The 20,621-nt window shown below is 36.7% G+C and carries 20 protein-coding genes, 1 tRNA gene and 1 rRNA gene; 5 read left to right on the forward strand and 17 right to left on the reverse strand.

The window, feature by feature from the left end; genetic code table 11:
* Positions 1-277: 277 nt before the first annotated feature.
* Positions 278-862: a tyrosine-type recombinase/integrase gene (locus ACQKIH_RS17145; protein ID WP_427768020.1), complete on the reverse strand. Its 585-nt coding sequence runs from the start codon at positions 860-862 to the stop codon at positions 278-280.
* A 953-nt stretch (positions 863-1,815) separates the two neighbouring features.
* On the opposite strand from ACQKIH_RS17145, the gene ACQKIH_RS17150 reads away from it, so the two are divergent.
* The 3 genes from ACQKIH_RS17150 to ACQKIH_RS17160 all read left to right on the forward strand — a co-directional run bounded on the left by ACQKIH_RS17150 (position 1,816) and on the right by ACQKIH_RS17160 (position 4,826).
* Complete coding sequence (locus tag ACQKIH_RS17150) at positions 1,816-2,241, forward strand: DUF4181 domain-containing protein (protein WP_427768021.1); 426 nt, start codon at positions 1,816-1,818, stop codon at positions 2,239-2,241.
* Positions 2,242-3,261: 1,020 nt separating this feature from the next.
* The gene (locus ACQKIH_RS17155; protein ID WP_427768022.1) at positions 3,262-4,443 is read left to right on the forward strand and encodes an MFS transporter; all 1,182 of its coding nucleotides are present in this window, start codon (positions 3,262-3,264) and stop codon (positions 4,441-4,443) included.
* A gap of 212 nt (positions 4,444-4,655) precedes the next feature.
* Complete coding sequence (locus tag ACQKIH_RS17160; RefSeq protein WP_486387655.1) at positions 4,656-4,826, forward strand: DUF4083 family protein; 171 nt, start codon at positions 4,656-4,658, stop codon at positions 4,824-4,826.
* Positions 4,827-4,961: 135 nt separating this feature from the next.
* Here the strand turns inward: ACQKIH_RS17160 and ACQKIH_RS17165 are convergent, their stop codons facing one another.
* The 5 genes from ACQKIH_RS17165 to groES form a co-directional block, all read right to left on the reverse strand.
* Entirely contained in the window at positions 4,962-5,138 is a 177-nt protein-coding gene (locus tag ACQKIH_RS17165) for a hypothetical protein (protein WP_427768023.1), read from the reverse strand.
* Positions 5,139-5,477: 339 nt separating this feature from the next.
* The gene (locus ACQKIH_RS17170) at positions 5,478-6,764 is read right to left on the reverse strand and encodes a hypothetical protein (RefSeq protein WP_427768024.1); all 1,287 of its coding nucleotides are present in this window, start codon (positions 6,762-6,764) and stop codon (positions 5,478-5,480) included.
* 413 nt (positions 6,765-7,177) lie between these two features.
* The gene (locus tag ACQKIH_RS17175) at positions 7,178-8,089 is read right to left on the reverse strand and encodes a tyrosine-type recombinase/integrase (protein WP_427768025.1); all 912 of its coding nucleotides are present in this window, start codon (positions 8,087-8,089) and stop codon (positions 7,178-7,180) included.
* Between the two features lie 173 nt (positions 8,090-8,262).
* On the reverse strand, positions 8,263-9,894 hold the full coding sequence (gene groL, locus ACQKIH_RS17180; protein ID WP_427768026.1) for a chaperonin GroEL: 1,632 nt from the start codon (positions 9,892-9,894) through the stop codon (positions 8,263-8,265).
* Between the two features lie 112 nt (positions 9,895-10,006).
* The gene (gene groES, locus ACQKIH_RS17185; RefSeq protein ID WP_057990116.1) at positions 10,007-10,291 is read right to left on the reverse strand and encodes a co-chaperone GroES; all 285 of its coding nucleotides are present in this window, start codon (positions 10,289-10,291) and stop codon (positions 10,007-10,009) included.
* A 243-nt stretch (positions 10,292-10,534) separates the two neighbouring features.
* On the opposite strand from groES, the gene ACQKIH_RS17190 reads away from it, so the two are divergent.
* A complete protein-coding gene (locus ACQKIH_RS17190) occupies positions 10,535-11,284 on the forward strand; it encodes a CPBP family intramembrane glutamic endopeptidase (RefSeq protein WP_427768027.1) in 750 nt (249 codons plus the stop codon).
* 79 nt (positions 11,285-11,363) lie between these two features.
* Here the strand turns inward: ACQKIH_RS17190 and tatC are convergent, their stop codons facing one another.
* The 3 genes from tatC to ACQKIH_RS17205 form a co-directional block, all read right to left on the reverse strand.
* Positions 11,364-12,185, reverse strand: coding sequence for a twin-arginine translocase subunit TatC (gene tatC, locus ACQKIH_RS17195; RefSeq protein ID WP_427768028.1), 822 nt, complete (start codon positions 12,183-12,185; stop codon positions 11,364-11,366).
* 17 nt (positions 12,186-12,202) lie between these two features.
* Positions 12,203-12,433: a twin-arginine translocase TatA/TatE family subunit gene (locus ACQKIH_RS17200; protein ID WP_057990113.1), complete on the reverse strand. Its 231-nt coding sequence runs from the start codon at positions 12,431-12,433 to the stop codon at positions 12,203-12,205.
* Positions 12,434-12,510: 77 nt separating this feature from the next.
* Positions 12,511-13,146, reverse strand: a complete 636-nt coding sequence (locus ACQKIH_RS17205) for a redox-sensing transcriptional repressor Rex (RefSeq protein WP_057990112.1) — start codon at positions 13,144-13,146, stop codon at positions 12,511-12,513.
* A gap of 129 nt (positions 13,147-13,275) precedes the next feature.
* On the opposite strand from ACQKIH_RS17205, the gene ACQKIH_RS17210 reads away from it, so the two are divergent.
* Positions 13,276-15,213, forward strand: coding sequence for an ABC-F family ATP-binding cassette domain-containing protein (locus ACQKIH_RS17210; protein ID WP_427768029.1), 1,938 nt, complete (start codon positions 13,276-13,278; stop codon positions 15,211-15,213).
* A gap of 92 nt (positions 15,214-15,305) precedes the next feature.
* Here the strand turns inward: ACQKIH_RS17210 and ACQKIH_RS17215 are convergent, their stop codons facing one another.
* The 8 genes from ACQKIH_RS17215 to rrf form a co-directional block, all read right to left on the reverse strand.
* The gene (locus ACQKIH_RS17215) at positions 15,306-15,692 is read right to left on the reverse strand and encodes a hypothetical protein (RefSeq protein WP_427768030.1); all 387 of its coding nucleotides are present in this window, start codon (positions 15,690-15,692) and stop codon (positions 15,306-15,308) included.
* A 531-nt stretch (positions 15,693-16,223) separates the two neighbouring features.
* The gene (gene tsaD, locus ACQKIH_RS17220; protein ID WP_057990109.1) at positions 16,224-17,240 is read right to left on the reverse strand and encodes a tRNA (adenosine(37)-N6)-threonylcarbamoyltransferase complex transferase subunit TsaD; all 1,017 of its coding nucleotides are present in this window, start codon (positions 17,238-17,240) and stop codon (positions 16,224-16,226) included.
* Positions 17,240-17,683 carry a ribosomal protein S18-alanine N-acetyltransferase gene (gene rimI / locus ACQKIH_RS17225; RefSeq protein WP_427768036.1) on the reverse strand — a complete coding sequence of 148 codons (444 nt, stop codon included), beginning with the start codon at positions 17,681-17,683 and terminating at the stop codon, positions 17,240-17,242. The genes tsaD and rimI overlap by 1 nt, the downstream gene beginning before the upstream one ends.
* Positions 17,683-18,387 (reverse strand): tRNA (adenosine(37)-N6)-threonylcarbamoyltransferase complex dimerization subunit type 1 TsaB, encoded by a 705-nt coding sequence (tsaB, locus tag ACQKIH_RS17230; protein WP_057990107.1) that lies wholly within the window; start codon positions 18,385-18,387, stop codon positions 17,683-17,685. The genes rimI and tsaB overlap by 1 nt, the downstream gene beginning before the upstream one ends.
* Positions 18,384-18,836: a tRNA (adenosine(37)-N6)-threonylcarbamoyltransferase complex ATPase subunit type 1 TsaE gene (tsaE, locus tag ACQKIH_RS17235; RefSeq protein ID WP_057990106.1), complete on the reverse strand. Its 453-nt coding sequence runs from the start codon at positions 18,834-18,836 to the stop codon at positions 18,384-18,386. Before tsaE ends, tsaB begins: the two co-directional genes overlap by 4 nt.
* Positions 18,837-18,967: 131 nt before the next feature.
* Positions 18,968-19,306 (reverse strand): hypothetical protein, encoded by a 339-nt coding sequence (locus ACQKIH_RS17240; RefSeq protein ID WP_057990105.1) that lies wholly within the window; start codon positions 19,304-19,306, stop codon positions 18,968-18,970.
* 379 nt (positions 19,307-19,685) lie between these two features.
* A tRNA-Asp gene (locus ACQKIH_RS17245) sits at positions 19,686-19,761 on the reverse strand.
* 601 nt (positions 19,762-20,362) lie between these two features.
* A 5S ribosomal RNA gene (gene rrf / locus ACQKIH_RS17250) occupies positions 20,363-20,478 on the reverse strand.
* Positions 20,479-20,621 lie beyond the last annotated feature (143 nt).

Below are 20,621 nucleotides of genomic sequence, written 5' to 3' on the forward strand. Positions count from 1 at the left end.
AATATCGGAAAGTAGGGGGATACCTAACTTTTATAACCATACTTTCAATAACTTGTTAAATGACTCTCTGTGACGTTCTGACACTCTTGTGATAAAATGTATCAACTCACTCTGTGACGGCTCTCTGTGACGTCGCTGTGGCTACATGTGCGACTCTCATTCACTCACTTATCTTGCAATATCATATCTAAGTAAAAGAGAGATTTTACAGGTCAATTTACAGTTATTAAATAGATTATAAACCCTTATGTATCAATGCTTTTGGAGCAATAGAGCATTAGAAGAATGAAATGCTCTTAATGCTATTCTCTATTGATTCCTCGGTAATTCCGATGTAGCGCAAAGTTGTCTTTTGTGATGAGTGATTAAAAATTTCCATCAGTGTCGCTACATCTTTTGTTGCTTGGTAGTACGTGTAGCCGAATGTTTTGCGCATAGTGTGAGTACCAATTGAATCATTACCAATCATATCTCCTGCATTTGTGATAATGCGGTATACCTGCGTTGTTGAAATATGACCTTCGCCTTTGCGACTAGGGAATAGGTACACTGTGTCTTGTGGTAGTGTTTCAATATATTCTGCTAGGTCAGCCATCAAGTTATTTAGGTACACTGTGCGTTCCTTCTTAGTTTTACCTTCTCTAATCTTAAAATTAGATTTTCCTTTAACCTGTTCCACTGTTAGCGCTACTAGGTCACCGCAACGTAAACCTGTTGAAATTCCTAACTTGAATAAAAGTTGATTGCGCAAACCAAATTCTTTTGTCATTCCTAGCGCTTCAATCAAGTTATTAATATCTTTCTTTTCTTTCAATGGTTGTACATCAATTAATGTACCTTCTTTTGATTTCATGTTTGCCATGTTTAAAACCCCTTTTGCTATGTATCCTTATGTCTATATTTAAATAATACCATACATTCAAATAGAGTTCAATATAAGAACGGCTCTACATCGACATTACTTATGTATCCTTTTAATCAAAAGCATACATTCGAATTAATCTTGTAGTCGGATATCATCAAGACCTATCGTTGGAATGTGTGGTCATTTTAATTAAATATCTATATAGATTCATCCACTACTACGTAATGGCACAATTTGTTTAATAAAAAATCCCTACAAACGTTGTTCCGAAGCCTATTTTTATATCCCTTAATTTTTCGGCTATAATTAATAGAGAGAGTTTTTTCTCGAATAATCTCGTAGGAGGTAGCCACATGGAATCACTCGTAGAAAACGTTATAAGCGGATTAATAGTTTTAGCAGTCGGTGCAATCTTCAGTACGTTCTTCAAGAAGTATCAATTCCAATCACCAATAAAAAAGAGATAACCTGCGCCTAAGCAAGTTATCTCCGATTGCAAAGCGTGTCAGTTTCGTTTCCCGACGATTACAACTGACATGCTTTTCTTTATTTACTATATAGCGTGAAGTAGTTAAAAATATCAAGTAGCGCTATCGTTCAAATTTTATAGTCGCTATCGTTAGCACCCTAGTTATCACATGAAATCACCTGCATATAACCACACACTTTAAGCAATGGAACATTTTGACCTGCGTATCACTGCTCTTTCAGTTACTTATCCATTGATACAATGATTGTAGGTTTATGATGTGATTCATCTAGGATAAGTGAATGATTAAATTAGTATGGAACTGATTAGGTCTTATCGTGTCGTTGTGGTAACGTCCATTCATTCTTGTTACACATTTACCATTTTACTACCAACTCACATTTCATTATGCTATACTGCCTATGTACGAATGGGTATTTCTGTAAGTTAAGAAGAGTGCAGATTTGAGAGGTGCATGAAAGTGAATAAAAGTGAACTAGGAACATTATTAATTTTACTAATTGTGGTAGTTTTAGTAATTAATATTTTTGGATTTGTAATTAGAAAGTTGTTAGGTGTCGAGAGAAAGAAATGGTTTTCTTATAATCACCTTAACGAAAGACATAAAAAGCTAGATTGGTTAGTACGGATATTTTTCATAATTCTATTATTTATTAGTAATTTTTATACGAATTACAATGATATTTTTGGGGCTTATTGGTATTCGGATACATGGTTTATCTTAATTTGCTTTATAATAACATCTGAATTATTACGTGTATTTATGGAATGGAAATACGCAGAAAATAAAAAGGACTTTATTGCTACTCTCGCAGAAATGCTATTTATGATTAGCATAGTATTTTTGACGATTGTGACTGATTTTTTCGGCTTATTTAATATTTAATCGGGAGCTACTATCGCCTATCAATGAATCGAAACAATATCTCATAACTTTTCAAGATAGGACTTGTTCGTAAAATTACAAGCAAGTCCTTTTGTTTTGCTTTCACAAGAACGGTCATTTAATGTAATCGCAACTGCAATCGCTATATCCCTAGTCCCCCTACCAAATATCTACACATAATTCACACATTTCAAGTAATAACTCAAATTCTTATATGTACCGCTGATTTTTCTTTTGTTAGTCCAAAGATACAACTAACACTAAATTACTCCATGATTCACTAGGGTTTTGACATAGATTGACCTAGTTACCTTCTAGACCTTTTCGTTTCGTCTGCTGTAACGGTCAATTACTTTTGTTACACATCCATTCATCACCTATATTTGTAAATATGCTACACTATACTAGACTACTGATTATTCGGTTATTCAACTAACGCAGCAGTTTAGTTGAAGAAAAACTTATGGTAAAATATTACATAGCAGAAGTTGGGAGGTATTTTATGGAATCGTTCATTTTTGCTTTGTTTGCATTTTTAATTTGTATGTGTTTTGGTTCGGGACTGAATATACTGCTTAAGACGACTCAAAAAAGAGATTGGCTTATGACATTCTTTATAAGTTTAGGTTTAGCAATAATAATAGTGCCTATATTAAATTCATCCTCAATATCTTATTTCGGATGAGCCAACATATGCTTATTCAACTAACGGGGGCTTTACTTCTATAAGAGGACTCATCAGATTTACAACGTTAAGGTCAAAAAAGCACCCAAATCATTCTTTGGTGATTATAAGAGGAAATCTTACCAAACGACGCTTTGGTAACTTGTTTTAAATACATAATTTTTACTTTATAATTAAAATTAATATTTCATCTTCCTACTAAAAATGTATAATTATAGTTTGTTTTTAATCTTATATTTCAATGTTAGCTAATGGTGTATCGGAGTGAATTGGAGGAGATACGAGTGTAACTTTAACTACCTTTTGAATTTTTAACACAAGAAAGGGTAGTGAAGATGAAAAAATCGTTTCATTATTTATGGATTAGTCAATTATTTGCCAACTTAGGTGACGTTTTTTATATCGTTGGGTTAATTTCTATTTTATATCAAGCAAGTGAGTCGCCATTCAATATGGCATTATTACCATTTTTAAATATGGCTGGTCGCATGATTAGTAGCAGTTTTGCGCCTCTACTGTTTAATCGTTACCGTTTAAAACAATTACTTGTTATTTCGCAAGCATTAAAAACAATTTTATTATTGATTTTGGCAGTAGGTTCGCTTTATACACTGTCATTATCCTTTATGTTCATAATCATTTTTGCAGTCGCTTTTTTAGATGGGTTTGCACAACCAGCTAGTACTGCTCTTATTCCTCGAATCGTGGAAAAATCACAGCTTCTACGTGCAAATGGAATTTTATCAATGATTGATGAATCGACACGGCTTGGTGGTTGGGCACTTGGCGGGATACTTGTGGCAACAACTAGTGGGGGAATAGTGATTTGGATGACATTAATCCTGTTTATTCTCTCTACACTTTTTATTTTGTTCGTTACAGACAATACGCCATTCGAAAGAAAATTAAATGTTGCTAAAAAACAAGAACTAACAGAGGGCTTTAAACTTATTTGGGATAATCATTCCTTCCGCACGATTCATGTAATGATTATCTTCGAATCCATTGCAAATGTCGTTTGGGTTGCAGCCATTATGTATCTTTTTGTGGCTGATGTACTACATGTATCTGAGGCATGGTGGGGTTATATTAATACAACCTTCTTCATTGGATTGATTATTGGTGGTTTTATTTTCACTAAATTTGACCAATTTTTCGAGAGAAATTTAAAAAATATTGTTTTGTTTTCATCAATTGCTGTTGCTATTGTGATATTATCGTTTGGATTAAACCAAGTTGCGATGATTGCACTAATATTAAGTCTATTTTTCGGAGTTTTTGACCAGTTCAAAGGCATGTTATTTGGTACATGGCTACAATTAAAAGCAACGGATGAACAACTCATGAAAGTTTATAGTGCCCAAGGTGTATTAACATCTTTATTATTTGGTTTATCAACATTGCTTGCAGGGGCATTAGCAAATATCTTTTCTGTTCAGTGGCTTTTCATTGGTTCGGGGCTAATTTTACTACTGTCCGCTATTTATTTTGGTTATGTACAAAAAAGATTTGTATAAATCATACATTAAATATAAAATAAACGTTCCCAAATGCAAGGTTGGTAACAAAACCTCGTTTAGGGAGCATTTCTTGTTCAACTAACGGGGTGCTTTAGTGTAACAAGGCTACCTTTAGGGTAGCTTTTCCTTCTTGAACTAACGCAGCAGGTTAGCATGTGTAATGAGGAGGGATTATCATAGACGCAATTCTACAGTTTATTCCAATAATTATTGTATTTGGGCTAATTTTATTATTTGTTTTTTCTTTTACTCTCTTTATAAGAATGTTGCTTATCAATTCTTCAGCGAGAAGTAATAAGTCTAATAAGTTGGAACAAAAACTCGATATGCTAATAGAACAAAATGAAAAGATACTTTCATTATTAAAAGAGAGAAAATAGTCTCTTCTTCAACTAACGGGGGCTTTAGTTTAATAAACACAGGACTTGCGTGTATGATTTAATTTCATTTATGCAAGTCCTTTTGTTATGTCCTCAATCTCTAAAGTAGCTTTATTGAGGAATTTGTATCAACGATTAAATAGAATGTGTCAATATTTCTCCTGTTTCCATATCTACATTCACAGGTGCTACAATCCCGTTTGATGACTCTAGTTCAGCATATCGACTTTCAACGCTCTCATATGGCAATAAATGGTCATAAATGAAGTGAATAAAATAACCTGTACGCAATCCACGCAACCAAATATACATCTGAATGATTTTCGATTTGTCTGTGGGCTGTGCTACGGAACTTGAAAAAGAAAGCACACCAATTTAATGATGTGCTACACAAATTCTTCGAATCAATTTCAATTTAACTTCATATTAATAGGTTCACACATATACCATTACTACTCCATATATACTATCCCACTCTCTCACTGTATTGCTGTTAAGAGCTAGAAGTAATAATACACATAAGTGGAATCATCATGTCTATGATTCAACGATTTGAGATTGTATATATTAATTAATATAGCAGTACATACAGCTACTGCCATCCTTACCTCCGCTAAAGGCTAGTAGTAATAATACATCTAAGTGGAATCATCATGTCTCATTCTTGAGTTGAGACTTCATTCTACTAATCGTTCTTGGATGCACACTTAACAGTTCTGCAAGCTCATTGTTCTTCAATTGTGGTTGTTCCAACATTAACCTAGACAAAGCATTTAGACGGTCATTAGCAAGTTGTTTTCTATCAGCTTGATACTCCCCTTTAGGACGCACACCCTTTTCTCGCCTTTGAGCTTCCTTACGCTTTTGCTCCCGTTCCTTTTTGACTTGCTTACTAATAATCGTTGTAAGCTGTCTTTGCTCCTCTAACGTGATATTCAACTCAGCTATCAGCGTAGCATTAGTCTTTTTATATGCGACTTGGTTCACCGAGTAAATTGCCCCCCTAACACGTGATTCAGGCAAAGGCTTGTAGAATTTGGAATTAAATATTTGAAGGTTGCGCTCAATTAACTTTTCTTCCATACCTAATGCTTTGGCACAAATTGCATAGTTGAACAACATAGTCTTACGGTTCACAACAGGTTGAATTTCAAGAAGCTTCTCAAAATCTTTCAAACGAGCATGATTCAAACTACGCTCTGTAAGTATATGGTTGACACCCTTCTCCTTTGGCTTCTTGTCATCCTCTGCTGACGGCAACACAACTACCTTTTCATCCTTCTTCACAGAAGGTAGCTCAGGCAATAGGAACTCTTTCATTTCTCCAATTGAATAACGTGCATCTCTTAAATGCTCAGCTAGGACAATGCTTTTTGACCTTGAAGAAACACTACCTGCTAAACGAAATATCTGTGTAACTGATTTTGCTTGTCTGTCAGAATTAAGATGGCGAAATCTTTTATAGATTTCTTCTTGCATCCGATTCCAAAGCTTTAAGTAGTTTTTGTAATACATGAACTCCATCAACCAAATAAGTTGTAGACCACGCCCACTGTGAATGATAATATTTGGTGACAATATTTCTTCATTGGCTATCATTTCATCAATTAGGTAACGTGCCTCTATCAAATCAATTCCATTTTTATAGAAATCTAAATCTGTATAAAGCGCATTAAGCCTAACACAGTCATCTGAGATTCTGCGGTGGCTTTTAAATGTATTGAGAGAAAAATATACGTCCTTCCCTAACCAATCACTTTGGGGAATTTCATAACAAATAGCTTTGCCTATTTTACTTACGATATTAGGCTTTTCTTCTCCTCTGAGTTGAATTAATTGAGCAAAACGCTCATTATCTCCATGTACAGCTTGAAGCAAATCAATAGCGGATATTACGTGTGGGTTTGTGTCAAAAAAATTGTGAGTAAAGTGATACATTATTATTTCTTCCTTTTCCTAAGTATTCTTTAGGTACTCGGAGCCAACAAAAAAGGTAGACAACACTAATCAAACCTTCTTATTTCTAAGAAAAGTCCAATTTAGTATTGTCTACCGCTGCATGTTAGTAGAATGTTATAGGTTTCATATAGTATGAGCTTCAATGGCTCTGTTAATTTATAGGTTTCATTTAAAATTTAAGGTTTCATAATATGGCTTCAAGTGCCTATCTTTAACATTATACAAGAATAAAAACTTCTTGACAACTACTTTTAATAGCATCAATTTCGAGTTGATAATTGATTTTGCCCCCCCATCAGAAACCAGAGTTGAGGACAACGACTTGGTGCAAAAATGACTGCCTACCTCAGAAACCAAATTAATAGAATCAATAACATAGACACCTATACTGATTAAATCTCAAAATTATTCAAAGGATTATGCTTCTCATTCTCTTCTCTTAGTTCATTGCCCCACATAGCAACGTAGCGCATCGTGGTAGAAACATCTGTATGTCGCATTAGCTTTTGTATCGCAAAGGCTGACATGCCACTCATTGCTAGACGATGACAGAATGTATGCCTAAACGTATGGGGGCTTACTCTCACATCCTGAAAATTCATCTTCAATCTAAGGTTATCAAAAAGCTGAGAAATTGAGTAATCTGTCATCGGGGCATTATCACGATTAAGAAAGACATATTCATTATCATGTCCAAAGTGTTGTAGACAAAACGAGCGGTACACCATCAGCTCCTTACCAAGCTTTTCAGTTAGAAAGACTGTTTCATACTGTCTGCTCTTGCCATACACACTCATCGTTTGGTTCTTTAAATCAACATCGTTCCATTTAAGCATGATTGTTTCTTTTCTTCTAATGCCTGTTGAAAGTAGAGTTAATATCAACAAGTACCCTCTATAAGAGAAATAGTTTTTTTCCTTTCTACGCATCCCTCGGTAGTAAGCAAGCATTTGACGAATATGCTCATCTGTAAAAACATCAATCTTCACATCAGCCTTTTGTAGTTTGACTCTCTTAGCTATGCTTTCAGTAACAATATTTTCTTCTAATAGGTAGTTATAAAAAGCTCTTATACGCATAATTTTAGTGTTAATAGTATTTGGCTTATTTCCCTTCCCCTGACAATCTATAAGGTATTCCTTTAGATGTGACTGCCTTACATCCTCAATATTGATAGCGCCTTTGCTGTGGCAAAACTCAATAAATGGCAAAAGAAGCTGTTTGTAGTTTTGAATATTCACCTCTGTAGTATTCTTAAATCTTCTGTCTGCGATAAAGTCCTCATATGCAAATTTTAAAAGCATACAAAAAACCACCTCTCATAATTTTTAAAATCATGAGAAGTGGTAGTTATTTAACTAATTAATTGTGATTAACACTACTTCACAAAAAGAAGTGTTGAAACGTAAATTAAATGGCTTTCTAATGGCGATAAATTCAACCTATGCAATCCTGTATACCCTTGATAATAAAGGTATTACATCATGCCGCCCATGCCACCCATACCGCCCATATCTGGCATACCGCCACCTGCTTCTGGGATGTCTGCTACTACTGCTTCCGTTGTAAGGAATAGTGAAGCAACAGATGCAGCGTTTTGTAAAGCTGAGCGCGTTACTTTTGCTGGATCTACTACGCCCGCTTCAATCATGTTTACCCATTCGCCTGTCGCTGCGTTGAAACCAATTCCGATTTCTTCACGTTTTAGACGGTCTACGATGATTGAACCTTCAAGACCTGCGTTTTCAGCAATTTGACGTACTGGTTCTTCTAATGCACGTAAAATGATTTTCACACCTGTTGCTACGTCACCTTCAACATCTTCAAGTACATTTACTACTGCACCATATACGTTTAGAAGGGCTGTACCACCACCTGATACGATACCTTCTTCTACTGCTGCACGTGTAGAGTTCAGTGCGTCCTCGATGCGTAATTTACGCTCTTTTAATTCTGTTTCTGTTGCTGCGCCTACTTTAATAACCGCAACTCCGCCTGCTAATTTAGCTAAGCGCTCTTGTAATTTTTCTTTATCAAACTCTGAAGTCGTTTCAGCAAGTTGCATACGAATTTGATTTACGCGTGCTGCTACTGCATCTGTATTACCAGCGCCTTCAACGATTGTTGTATTATCTTTTGAAACGATTACTTTTACCGCGCGACCTAATGAAGTTAAGTCTGCTGTTTTCAAGTCTAAGCCAAGATCTTGTGTAATAACTTGTCCACCTGTAAGAATCGCAATATCTTCTAACATTGCTTTACGACGGTCACCAAAGCCTGGTGCTTTTACTGCTACAGCGTTGAATGTACCACGTAGTTTATTCACTACAAGAGTTGCTAATGCTTCCCCTTCTACGTCTTCCGCAATAATTAAAATTGGACGACCTTGTTGTACGACTTGCTCAAGCACTGGTAAAATTTCTTGAATGCTTGCAACCTTTTTATCTGTAATTAAAATGAATGGGTTATCTAGTACCGCTTCCATTTTATCTGTATCTGTCACCATGTAGTGTGAAGCGTAACCACGGTCAAATTGCATACCTTCTACAACATCAAGCTCTGTTGTGAAGCCTTTAGATTCTTCAATCGTAATTACACCGTCATTACCTACGCGCTCCATCGCATCAGCAATGTATCCACCAATTTCGTCATCACCTGAAGAGATAGATGCTACTTGTGCAATCGACTCTTTGTTTTCCACTGGGCGTGAAATCGCTTGAAGCTCTGTTAATGCAGCAGCAACCGCTTTATCCATCCCTTTACGGATACCTACAGGGTTTGCACCAGCTGTTACGTTTTTTAACCCTTCGCGGATCATCGCTTGGGCAAGAACCGTTGCTGTAGTCGTACCATCACCCGCAATTTCATTTGTTTTAGAAGCTACTTCAGCTACTAATTTTGCACCCATGTTTTCGAATGCATTTTCTAATTCGATTTCTTTTGCGATAGATACACCGTCATTTGTAATAAGTGGTGAACCGAATTTTTTTTCTAATACAACGTTACGCCCTTTTGGTCCAAGCGTTACTTTTACAGCGTTTGCTAATTTATCAACACCAGCCGCCATTAATGAGCGTGCTTCTTCTGAAAATTTAATGTCTTTTGCCATAATCCATATACCCCCTGATTTTAATAATCTATTGTCGTTTATTTATTAACATCATATATGCAGCTAGTATGCTTTACTATATATCTAGCTGCAGTTTATTTTTGATTTGAGATTATCCGATAATTGCTAATACGTCGCTTTCACGTAAAATTAAATATTCTACGCCGTCGTATTTCACTTCTGTACCTGAGAATTTCGAGAAGATAATTTCATCGTCTACTTTTACTTCAAGTGGAGCAAGAGTGCCGTTGTCAAGAACACGACCTGTACCTACTGCTACTACTTTACCAGTTTGTGGTTTTTCCTTTGCTGAGTCAGGTAATACAATACCGAATGCAGTTTTTTCTTCTACCTCAACAAGTTCAATAATGATGCGATCTCCTAATGGTCTTAACAAGTGAAACAACCTCCTACGTTTTTAAATTTAGCACTCTCTATTAAAGAGTGCTAACACAATTATTAGTTTAATGAATTCCCTTTTTTTTTGCAAGTCAGAACTATAAAAAATTTTGTTTTATTTCCAAATTCCTCTACAATATAGTTAATCGTTGTTTTTCTCATAAATAAGAAACATTGTGTCCTTTCTTATTTGTCTGCGTCATATAACTTACTTATAAAAAAAGAAAGAAGGTTACTCATCGTGACATCCAGTTCATCATCGAAGTTCAAAGCACGAAAGACCGCGCTTTATGTGTTGATCACGTATTTCGTTTGTCTACTCTCTGTAATCGTACTCAGAATTTCCCCAGAACTTCTAGAGTATCTATTAGAGTTTATTTCAGCTCCTACGAAACAAGAACAATTAATTAAACTTTCTGCATGGTGGTCTACTGCTTCCTTCGCAGTTGCTACTCTAATTAGCTTTCTCTTAATTCAGCGTGACAAGCACTTTTGGAATATTTTCAAAGGAGAAAAGGCTTCTATTGGTGCTTCCATTGGGTGGGGAATTATCGGGTTTTTCCTTGTATTTTTCGGTCAATCCATCGGTGCTTACATCGAGCTTGCATTAGGTATTGAAATGGGTTCTGAAAATACGGCAGACATTATGACCATCACAAAAGTTGCACCAGTGATGATCATTGCCACAGTATTACTCGGTCCTATTTTAGAAGAGCTTATTTTCCGTCGTGTTATTTTTGGTTCAATTGTTCAAAATTATAATTTTTGGATAGCAAGCATTATTAGTTCTTTCGTATTTGCTGCCATTCATATGGATTTCACGCATATTATTATATATGCGATTAGCGGAATGGTTTTCGCCTTCCTTTACTACAAAACGAAACGCTTACTAACATCCATCATCGCACATGTTTTATTAAATGGCTTCGTTACAGTCGTTCAAATGTATGCAGATACATTCCAACAAATCATTGATAATGCACCAAAGTGACTTTCAATCCGTTTTCATCACTAAAAAACGCTATCTCCTTATATTGGGAAATAGCGTTTTTATATGGTTTAAGAAATATTTAGTTATTCATTTGTTCCATTTGCCTACGTTGTTCCTCTAGTAATTGCTCTACTTGCATCGTTTGTGCAGCCTCTTGTTCCTCACGAATTCGTCGCTCCTCTGCCTCGACAAACTTGCGATAGCCGACGCGAGAAATCACAATACTCACTTCATAAAGAATAAATAATGGCACAGCTACGATTAAGTTTGATATAAAATCGGGCGGTGCTAAAAATGCAGCTAGTACAAATAAGACAAAGTACGAGTACTTACGGAACTTGACCATTAGTTCTGGATTCAATATGCCAATACGCGCTAAAAATAACGTGACGACAGGTAGTTGAAACACGATTCCAAACGGCACAACTAATGAAAACAGGAAATTAAAATATTCATTAATCCCAATAGTTTGCGTAATGCTTAAGTCGTTCGATAGTTTCATCATAAAATTCATCACATAAGGGAATAACACAAAGTATGAAAAACTAATCCCTGCAATAAATAATAGGAATGAATACGGGATATATTTGAGTGTCGCTTTACGCTCGGTTTCATGTAGGCCTGGTGTAATAAATGACCAAAGCTGATACAGTAATACAGGCGACGTAAAGACAAAAGACACAACAAACATTACTTTTAAAAATACCGCTAAAGGATCTGTCGGGTTAAAACCATGCAACTCAAATTGTGAAGCTTCATCACTATGCTGAATAAAGTGAATAATGGGCTCCGTTACAAAAAAACCACCAATCAAAGCAAGAATAAAGAAAATCGCTGTAACAAACAAGCGACTTCTTAATTCATTCAAATGTTCTATTACAGTTCTTTCTTCTGGATTCATTTTAAGACATCCTTAATTTACTTAGCTTGATTATTTTCGTTATCTTTATGTTCGATAACGGTAGCATTATTCTTCTTAACATCATCATCGTCTTCGCCCAAGCCTTTTGTCGCATTTTTGAATTCACGAAGCGTCGAACCCATTGCTTTACCTAACTCTGGTAACTTTTTTGGTCCGAAAATTAAAATTGCAACGACTCCTATAATAACTAGGCTTACTGGTCCAATCGCATTTAAATGCACAACCACGACAGCCACCTCCTCTATTATATGTACATTTTACCGTATCTATATCTTTTTGGCTAATAGTATTCATGAACAATTTGTTACTGATTTGAATTACGTACTAAATAAATGAGCGCTTGTAATTCCACGGATAAATCAATATTCATTAACTTAATTGTATCCGGAACAGCTAAACGAACCGGGGTGAAATTTAAAATTCCCTTTGCATTCATTTTAACGAGGCGGTCCGCCATATTTTGAGCAGAGCGTGACGATACCGTTAAAATAGCCAGTTCTGCACTAAATTCTTCATACATTTCCTCTAAACGATCTGGATGAAATACAGGAATATCACTAATCGTCGTTCCTTCATATGGCGCTTTTGTATCAAATGCAACAACAATTCGCGTATTATGATTCTTTTGGAAGTTGTATTTAAGTAAACCATGTCCTAAGTTTCCGACACCAATTAGTGCAACATTCATTGCCTCATCTTGGTCTAGTGTTTTACGGAAAAATTCGAGTAAGTGCTGTACTTCATAGCCGTAACCCTTTTTTCCAAGAGCACCAAAATAAGAAAAATCACGTCGAATGGTTGCAGAATCTATTTTCATTGCATCACTTAATTCCTGTGATGAAATTCGTTTCTTGCCTTCATTTGCAAAATTTTGCAAAAATCGATAATACAGAGGAAGTCTTTTCGTAGTTGCTTGTGGAATTTTTGTTTCTGGTTTCACACATTCTCCTCCTACATACTTTTGGAAATCGTTATAATCTTACTAAACCTATCGCCACAAGTAAAGTATCCACCGTTGCGTGTCCCCTCTTCATCCGATAAACTAGAGGGAAGAAATAGAGGTGTAAATATGATTACATTACAAGTAAATCAATTATATAAATCTTTTATTACCGACGAAATTTTAAGCGGTGTAAAGTTAGAAGTTCAGCATCGTGACCGCGTTGCACTCGTAGGACGTAACGGTGCCGGGAAATCAACTTTATTAAAAATTATTGCTGGGCAGATGAGCTATGATTCGGGTGAAATCATTATTCCAAAAGGCGTGCAGGTTGGCTATTTAGAGCAGCATGCGAAAATTGATTCCGAGCTGACAATTTGGGACGAAATGATGACCATTTTCAGCGTATTACGTGGACAAGAGCAAAAGTTGCGCCAATTAGAACAGCAAATGGCCGACCCAAGTATTTATGAAAATACCGAGCTTTATGCACGTGTAATGGCCGATTATGATCAGCTACAGCACGATTTCAAAGAAGCAGGTGGCTATCAATACGAGGCGGATACACGCTCGATTTTACATGGGATGCAGTTTTTCCCTGAAGATTATCCGAAACCCATTCAGTCACTTTCTGGTGGTCAGCGTACCCGCTTAGCATTAGCCAAATTATTACTTTCAAAGCCAGATTTACTCATTTTGGACGAGCCTACGAACCATTTAGATATCGAGACACTTTCTTGGCTAGAAGGCTTTTTAAAAGGCTATGAAGGCGCGATTTTAATCGTTTCGCATGACCGTTACTTCTTAGATCAAGTCGTATCTATTGTTTACGAAATATCCCGAACAAAAGCGTCAAAATTTACAGGGAACTATAGCGCTTATTTAGATGAAAAAGCGAAAAATTATGAACGTGATTTAAAAATGTTCGAACGTCAAGTTGATGAAAAGGCGAAACTCGAAACATTTATTCAAAAAAATCTCGCACGTGCCTCAACAACCAAAATGGCGCAATCTCGTCGCAAAGTGCTTGAAAAAACAGACTGGATGGACTCTCCTGATGGCGATGAGAAAAGTGCAAATTTCGGCTTTTCGATTGAGCGCCAAAGTGGGAACGATGTATTATCGATTGACGAGTTGGCAGTCGGTTATACCGATAAGGAGATTTCTAAAAATATTCAGCTACGCGTATTCCGCGAAGACCGCATCGCACTTGTCGGTCCAAACGGTGTTGGAAAGTCGACATTACTTAAAACGATTGTAAAAGATTTAGCCGCGCTCGCTGGTGACATTCGCTACGGCACAAATGTGCAAATTAGCTATTATGATCAAGAGCAAGCAAAGCTTCATTCGAATAAGCCTGTACTAAACGAACTATGGGATGAGTGGCCTTTAATGAATGAAAAGGATATTCGCAACATTTTAGGGCGCTTTTTATTTAGTGGGGATGATGTGGCCAAGCACGTCAATTCATTATCAGGTGGCGAAAAAGCACGACTCGCTTTAGCTAAATTAATGATGCAAAAAGCTAATTTCCTTGTACTGGACGAGCCTACCAACCATTTGGACTTAGATAGCAAGGAAGTTCTAGAAAATGCGTTAATTGATTATCCTGGAACATTACTTTTCGTTTCGCATGACCGTTATTTCATTAATCGTATCGCTACAAAAGTAGTAGAGCTATCTGGCACAGGTTCCTTCGAATATTTAGGGGACTACGATTATTATTTGGAGAAAAAACAAGAGCTTGAAGAATTAGCTGCAATGAAAGCTGCCGCGCTAGAAGCAAAAAATGTCACTGCTCCAGCTACGAAAACGACTTCTATGATTGATAAGGACGCGAAAAAACGCGAACGTCAAATCCGTCGTTCTATTGAGGAAATCGAAAAAAATATGATGACCCTCGATGAATCCATTGTGCTATTTGAGGAACAATTATGCGACCCAGAAATTTTTTCTGACCATGAAAAAACACTGGCCATTCAAACAGAGTTGAATGACACAAAAGAACAGCATGATACACTTGAAATGGAATGGCTCGAACTAAGCGAAGAACTCGAAAATTTATAAACTACTAAAAAAGGAGAACGTTGCATACATTATGCCAACGTTCTCCTTTTAATCTTCACTCATTGGACGCAATTACACCAAGCTGTAATTGGTTATTTTACATGAAAGCCCTTTAACATTTGTAACTTTTGATAAGCCGTATACGCTCCGTAAGCCCAGCCAAAGAATACAGTTGTTAATGTAGCAATAATTAAGTTTAGTAATGTATAAATTGGCTTCATCGGTGAACGGAATTTCCGTAAACGAAATGGCTGACGGTCCCCTTTGCGAATACTATTAAAAATATCGACGATTTGACGTCGCCCGTATACAATCGCAAGTGGATAACAACTAATCGCCGCTAACAAAAATAACCCATTAAAGGATGCTACATATAGTCCTAATTGCACCAAGTTTAACAGAAACAGAACAACGATTGCCAATAGCACACCACCAATCAAAAGCATTCGCATCTTATTACGTTCTTTTAAATAATTCATACAAGAACCTCCTTTTATTGTGTGTGAGCTGATCTTCTCTTATAAACTATTATTCCATTTGATTTACTATTCCATGCCATTAACAGATTCAAACCTACTATCGCTAAGTTTCGTCATATATCTTGGTCAATATACAATTTTCCAACAAAAATCTCCACAATTTTATACACAAAACAAATGCAGTCGTATCAACATATCAACAGACTTTTCCACACTGTCCACAGTTTTAGATTTTATTCTATGTAGTTACCTGTGTAAAAACCAATACTATATATAGATAAATCACATGTTATGCACAAGTTATCCACAAATTGTGCATAAGTACGCATGTTCGCAATTGATTTTGTGGGTATGTGAATTGTTTTGTGGATAATTTTTCAGAAAAATTCTTCTTTAATACAAATGGCTACGTAAACAACAATTTTTTTACTAAAAATACGTATTTCGCGTTCTTATGCTATTTCAAAAAAACAAAAGCATAAGTAACTGTGATTTAAATTCACAGTATTACTTATGCTAACCATTTCTATACTATTTTACCCAATTCGTTAATTCCATACCTGGTCGACCGTTCATCGCTAAGTTCCCACGAATGCCTGCCCCGTACATTTGATAAGCAGCTGCACCAATCATAGCCGCATTATCCGTACATAATTTTAATGGTGGCACGTAAAACGGAATACCTTCTTCAGTAAATGTTTGTTCTAAAGATGTACGTAATCCCTTATTCGCAGAAACGCCTCCCGCAGCAATTACTTGTTTTACCTCATATTGACGAGCTGCGCGCAATGTCTTCGCTGTTAACACTTCCACAACACTATCTTGGAAGCCTTTTGCAACTTGTGTTGGAATAATTTCTTCCCCACGTTGATCCATATTATGCTTATAGTTAATCACCGCTGATTTTAATCCACTAAAGCTGAAATCATATGAACCCTCTTCCAACCAAGCACGTGGAAATGATACCGCTTCTGTCGCTTCATGGGCTAAACGGTCAATATGCGGTCCACCTGGATATGGCATATTTAACACACGCGCTACTTTATCATACGCCTCTCCTGCTGCATCATCACGCGTTTCACCAATAACCTCAAATGACCCATGCTCCTTCATTAAAACAAGCTCAGTATGTCCTCCAGACACGACGAGCGCTAATAAAGGAAATTCCATTGGTTGCACTAAAGCATTTGCATAAATATGCCCTGCAATATGATGCGTTCCAATAAGCGGCAAGCCATGCACAAAGGCAAATACTTTCGCTGCATTAATTCCAATTAGCAATGCCCCTACTAAGCCAGGACCTTCCGTTACAGCTACCGCTGATAATTGCTGTGGCGTCATTTCAGCTTGTTTTAAAGCTTCCTCAAGTACAAGTGTTACTTGCTCTACATGATGTCGTGATGCAATTTCAGGTACTACTCCTCCAAATCGTTTATGACTCTCGATTTGTGATGATACAACATTTGAAATAATTTCCGTACCGTTTTTTATAATTGCTGCGGCTGTTTCGTCACAGCTTGTTTCTATTGCTAATATATAGTTATCCATTATAAGTTCACCCACATTACTAAAGCATCTTCTTGGTTATCCGTATAGTAGTTTTTGCGAATACCACCATCTTGAAAACCAAGCTTGCGATATAAATTTTGTGCAACCACATTTGTAACACGTACTTCTAAGCTCATCACTTCCATATTGGCCGCTTTGGCAATATGTATAGCCTCTCGCATGAGACCTTCACCCATTCCTTGTCCTCGTACAGCATCCACAACCGCCACATTTGTAATTTGTGCGGCATCAATTACTAGCCACATCCCACAAAAACCAACAATCGTATGTTGCTCATCTTCCGCCACTAAATAATGTGAGAATTGATTTTCCGATATTTCATAGTAAAAGGAATCCAATGTCCATGGTGATGGAAACGTAGCTTGTTTAATCGCATGAACCGCTTCTACATCTGCAATGGTCATTTTTCGATAATTGACCATTAGAGTTGTCCCTTCTTCTGTTCCTTTAACCAATTCGCTTCAGCTTCTGCAATTCGGCGATATTGTGGAACAAATGCATGCGTTGCTTCAATAGAAGGTAATTTTTGCTGTTGTGCTATTGCAATCAACTCAGAAGCTCGTGGCAAATCAAGTGTACTTGGGACATGTAACGCATTTTCACCAAGCACCTCCTGCATTTTATCAAAATAAACTTCTACATCAGTCCCTACAAATAGCACCGGTTTTTGTAATGCTTTTAATTTTTCTAGCAGCCCATCAATATGATCATGGTAGTCTTCAATCACTGTATTTAATTGTGCCCCGTTATATACACCTGCATATACATTTTGGCGACGTGCATCAAATAGCGCACAAATAACCGCATCCGACATTTTTACATTCGCTGCTAATGCCTTCAAGCTTGAAACACCTACTAACGGCTTTTGTATAGCCCAAGCAAATGTTTTTGCTAATGTCACACCTATACGCACACCTGTATAAGAACCTGGGCCCTCTGATACCGTTACCGCATCAATTTCAGCTGGTGTAATACCTGCCTTACTTAACACTTCTTCAATTGCAGGCATGGCACCAACAGAATGCGTTAATTTTATATTTTGCACAACTTCAGCTAGTACTTTGCCATCCTTCACTACAGCGATAGATAATGGCGCATTTGCTGTTTCAATTCCTAACCAAATCATTTCAATAACTCCTCACAAAGTTGGATATATTTTGTGCCCACCGGTTTAAAAGTAAACTTCCGAGCATCTTCATCAATTCTTGTAATTTCTATCGCTAAGCGCTCTTTTGGTAAATCCTCTTCAATTAGATGTGCCCATTCCACAACCGTCACAGCATCCCCATAAAAGATTTCATCCCAGCCTAAATCTTCATCGCTATTTTCCAAACGATACACATCTAAATGATTTAATGGGAGGCGTCCCTCATACTGTTTCATAATCGTAAACGTCGGGCTATTGACTGTGCGCGTTATCCCTAAGCCCTTTGCAAAGCTTTGCGTAAATGTCGTTTTACCCGCCCCTAGATCCCCTTCAAGCGTAATTGTATATTGTGCTTCCACTAACTGTGCTAACTTCATCGCAAGCTGCTGCGTTTCTTCTAACACATTAATTTGTTTCTCGTATATCATGTTATTGCTTCCTTCCCATAAACTCGATTACCTCTAGTTTACTTGAACTGAGCTAAATGTTCAAAATGAATCACTTCAAACCATTTTTGTCCACAAGTAAAGGTGCTATCTCTCCTAAAAGAGATAACACCTTATCGATTTGAGTTTCCTTTTCTTTTAACAATCTCTGTTCTAATTAATTCGCCATTTTCAAAATGAATTTGATACCCTTTTGTTAAAAGGATTTCATCGTTCCATTCATAAATACTTTCGTTCATTTTAACACCGGGTCCCCCTACGATTTTAACTACATCGATATAGTTCATACCTTTTACTAACTTACTGTATTCATTCTCATTCATATATCTTTGCCATCTATACGTGTTATGTTCCTCAATTTCTGTAATTTCATCTACACATACTACAACTTTCACTATGATTAATCCAAAGAGACAAATCCCTAAAATTATAGCTATCCATATACGATTCATCTCCATCCCTCCTAAGTGCGCCACTAAACTTTTCCCCTTAAGAGAATAATCAAAACCATGATTGTTTTTCCTGATTTCACACAATTAATTTGGTAAGATTCGGTCAGACATGAAGGTGTATTCTTAGCATATTCGGTTCGCTCTTCATCCGTGAATTGTTTTATAAATTATGAGGTATCGAGAAGCTATTTGAAATTCCGTTGGCACAATCAATTACATCGTTGCTAATTTTAATACAGCTTTCTTCTACACAAGCTCGAAAAGGTCTCTTTTAAAATTTGTATCATCTAGCCTAAGTTCATCTTTTTCTACTAAAGACAATTAATTTAAAGCAAAAAAAAAGCCTTTATGAGATCATTCTCATAAAAACTAAATAAAATGGCGGTCCCGACCGGGATCGAACCGGCGATCTCCTGCGTGACAGGCAGGCATGTTAACCGCTACACCACGGGACCATTTTTATATATCTTTTGGACATTTATTAATATACCATACACTTTAATAATGTGCAATACTTTTCACTAAAATTAAAAAATAATATCAATTGCTCCTTAAAGTACTATATAGAATCCGCCGAGGCTTGGGCCAACGCGATGTTGTTTAATCAGGCGTTGCCGCACGATGCGGCGTCCCTAGCCTAGATTTGAACCAATACTGAATAAGTTAGCATATTTCGGCATTCTTCCCCCCACTTATAGAAGTAGGGAAGAATGCTGAATCAAGTTAAACAAAATCTTTTATCCCTTTGATGTAAGTTTTCTAATAGAGATTGATATGCTAGTTTTGGCTGGTTATTATGCACATGAGGCACACAGAAAAGTTAACACAATCCTATTGGTCATTTTGGTGTTGCCACACAACATGGCGTTCTTAGCCTAAGTACCATGTTTACTGTTCTAAAATCTACTTTATTAACTCCGTAGCTGCGATGGCTTTTTAATAATTATGTAGTTACCACTATCTGCATACTAGCGGCTATTAAAATAAAAGAGTAATTTTGATTTTTTGTTTTATAGACAAAAAAAATTCCACTGAGAAATCAGTGGAATTAAATGTGCGAAGCGATGTCCTACTCTCACAGGGGGAAGCCCCCAACTACCATCGGCGCTAAAGAGCTTAACTTCCGTGTTCGGTATGGGAACGGGTGTGACCTCTTTGCCATCATCACTTCACTATGAAAGATTGCTCTCTCAAAACTGGATAAACGTTTCATTGAATTTGTGCAATAAATTGTGGTTAAGTCCTCGACCGATTAGTATTCGTCAGCTCCATATGTCGCCACACTTCCACCTCGAACCTATCTACCTGATCGTCT

Origin of the sequence: Solibacillus cecembensis (assembly GCF_050272495.1) — a bacterium.
Taxonomy (GTDB): Bacteria; Bacillota; Bacilli; order Bacillales_A; family Planococcaceae; genus Solibacillus; species Solibacillus cecembensis.

Coding starts and splice junctions, on each gene's coding strand:
- rimI (WP_427768036.1), bottom strand. CDS start 17,683: ATGGTCAATTATCGAAAAATGACCATTGCAGATGTAGAAGCGGTTCAT.
- tsaD (WP_057990109.1), bottom strand. CDS start 17,240: ATGGATAACTATATATTAGCAATAGAAACAAGCTGTGACGAAACAGCC.
- tatC (WP_427768028.1), bottom strand. CDS start 12,185: ATGAATCCAGAAGAAAGAACTGTAATAGAACATTTGAATGAATTAAGA.
- ACQKIH_RS17210 (WP_427768029.1), top strand. CDS start 13,276: ATGATTACATTACAAGTAAATCAATTATATAAATCTTTTATTACCGAC.
- ACQKIH_RS17165 (WP_427768023.1), bottom strand. CDS start 5,138: ATGTATATTTGGTTGCGTGGATTGCGTACAGGTTATTTTATTCACTTC.
- ACQKIH_RS17170 (WP_427768024.1), bottom strand. CDS start 6,764: ATGTATCACTTTACTCACAATTTTTTTGACACAAACCCACACGTAATA.
- groL (WP_427768026.1), bottom strand. CDS start 9,894: ATGGCAAAAGACATTAAATTTTCAGAAGAAGCACGCTCATTAATGGCG.
- tsaE (WP_057990106.1), bottom strand. CDS start 18,836: ATGATATACGAGAAACAAATTAATGTGTTAGAAGAAACGCAGCAGCTT.
- ACQKIH_RS17145 (WP_427768020.1), bottom strand. CDS start 862: ATGGCAAACATGAAATCAAAAGAAGGTACATTAATTGATGTACAACCA.
- ACQKIH_RS17240 (WP_057990105.1), bottom strand. CDS start 19,306: ATGAATCGTATATGGATAGCTATAATTTTAGGGATTTGTCTCTTTGGA.
- ACQKIH_RS17155 (WP_427768022.1), top strand. CDS start 3,262: ATGAAAAAATCGTTTCATTATTTATGGATTAGTCAATTATTTGCCAAC.
- ACQKIH_RS17215 (WP_427768030.1), bottom strand. CDS start 15,692: ATGAATTATTTAAAAGAACGTAATAAGATGCGAATGCTTTTGATTGGT.
- ACQKIH_RS17175 (WP_427768025.1), bottom strand. CDS start 8,089: ATGCTTTTAAAATTTGCATATGAGGACTTTATCGCAGACAGAAGATTT.
- tsaB (WP_057990107.1), bottom strand. CDS start 18,387: ATGATTTGGTTAGGAATTGAAACAGCAAATGCGCCATTATCTATCGCT.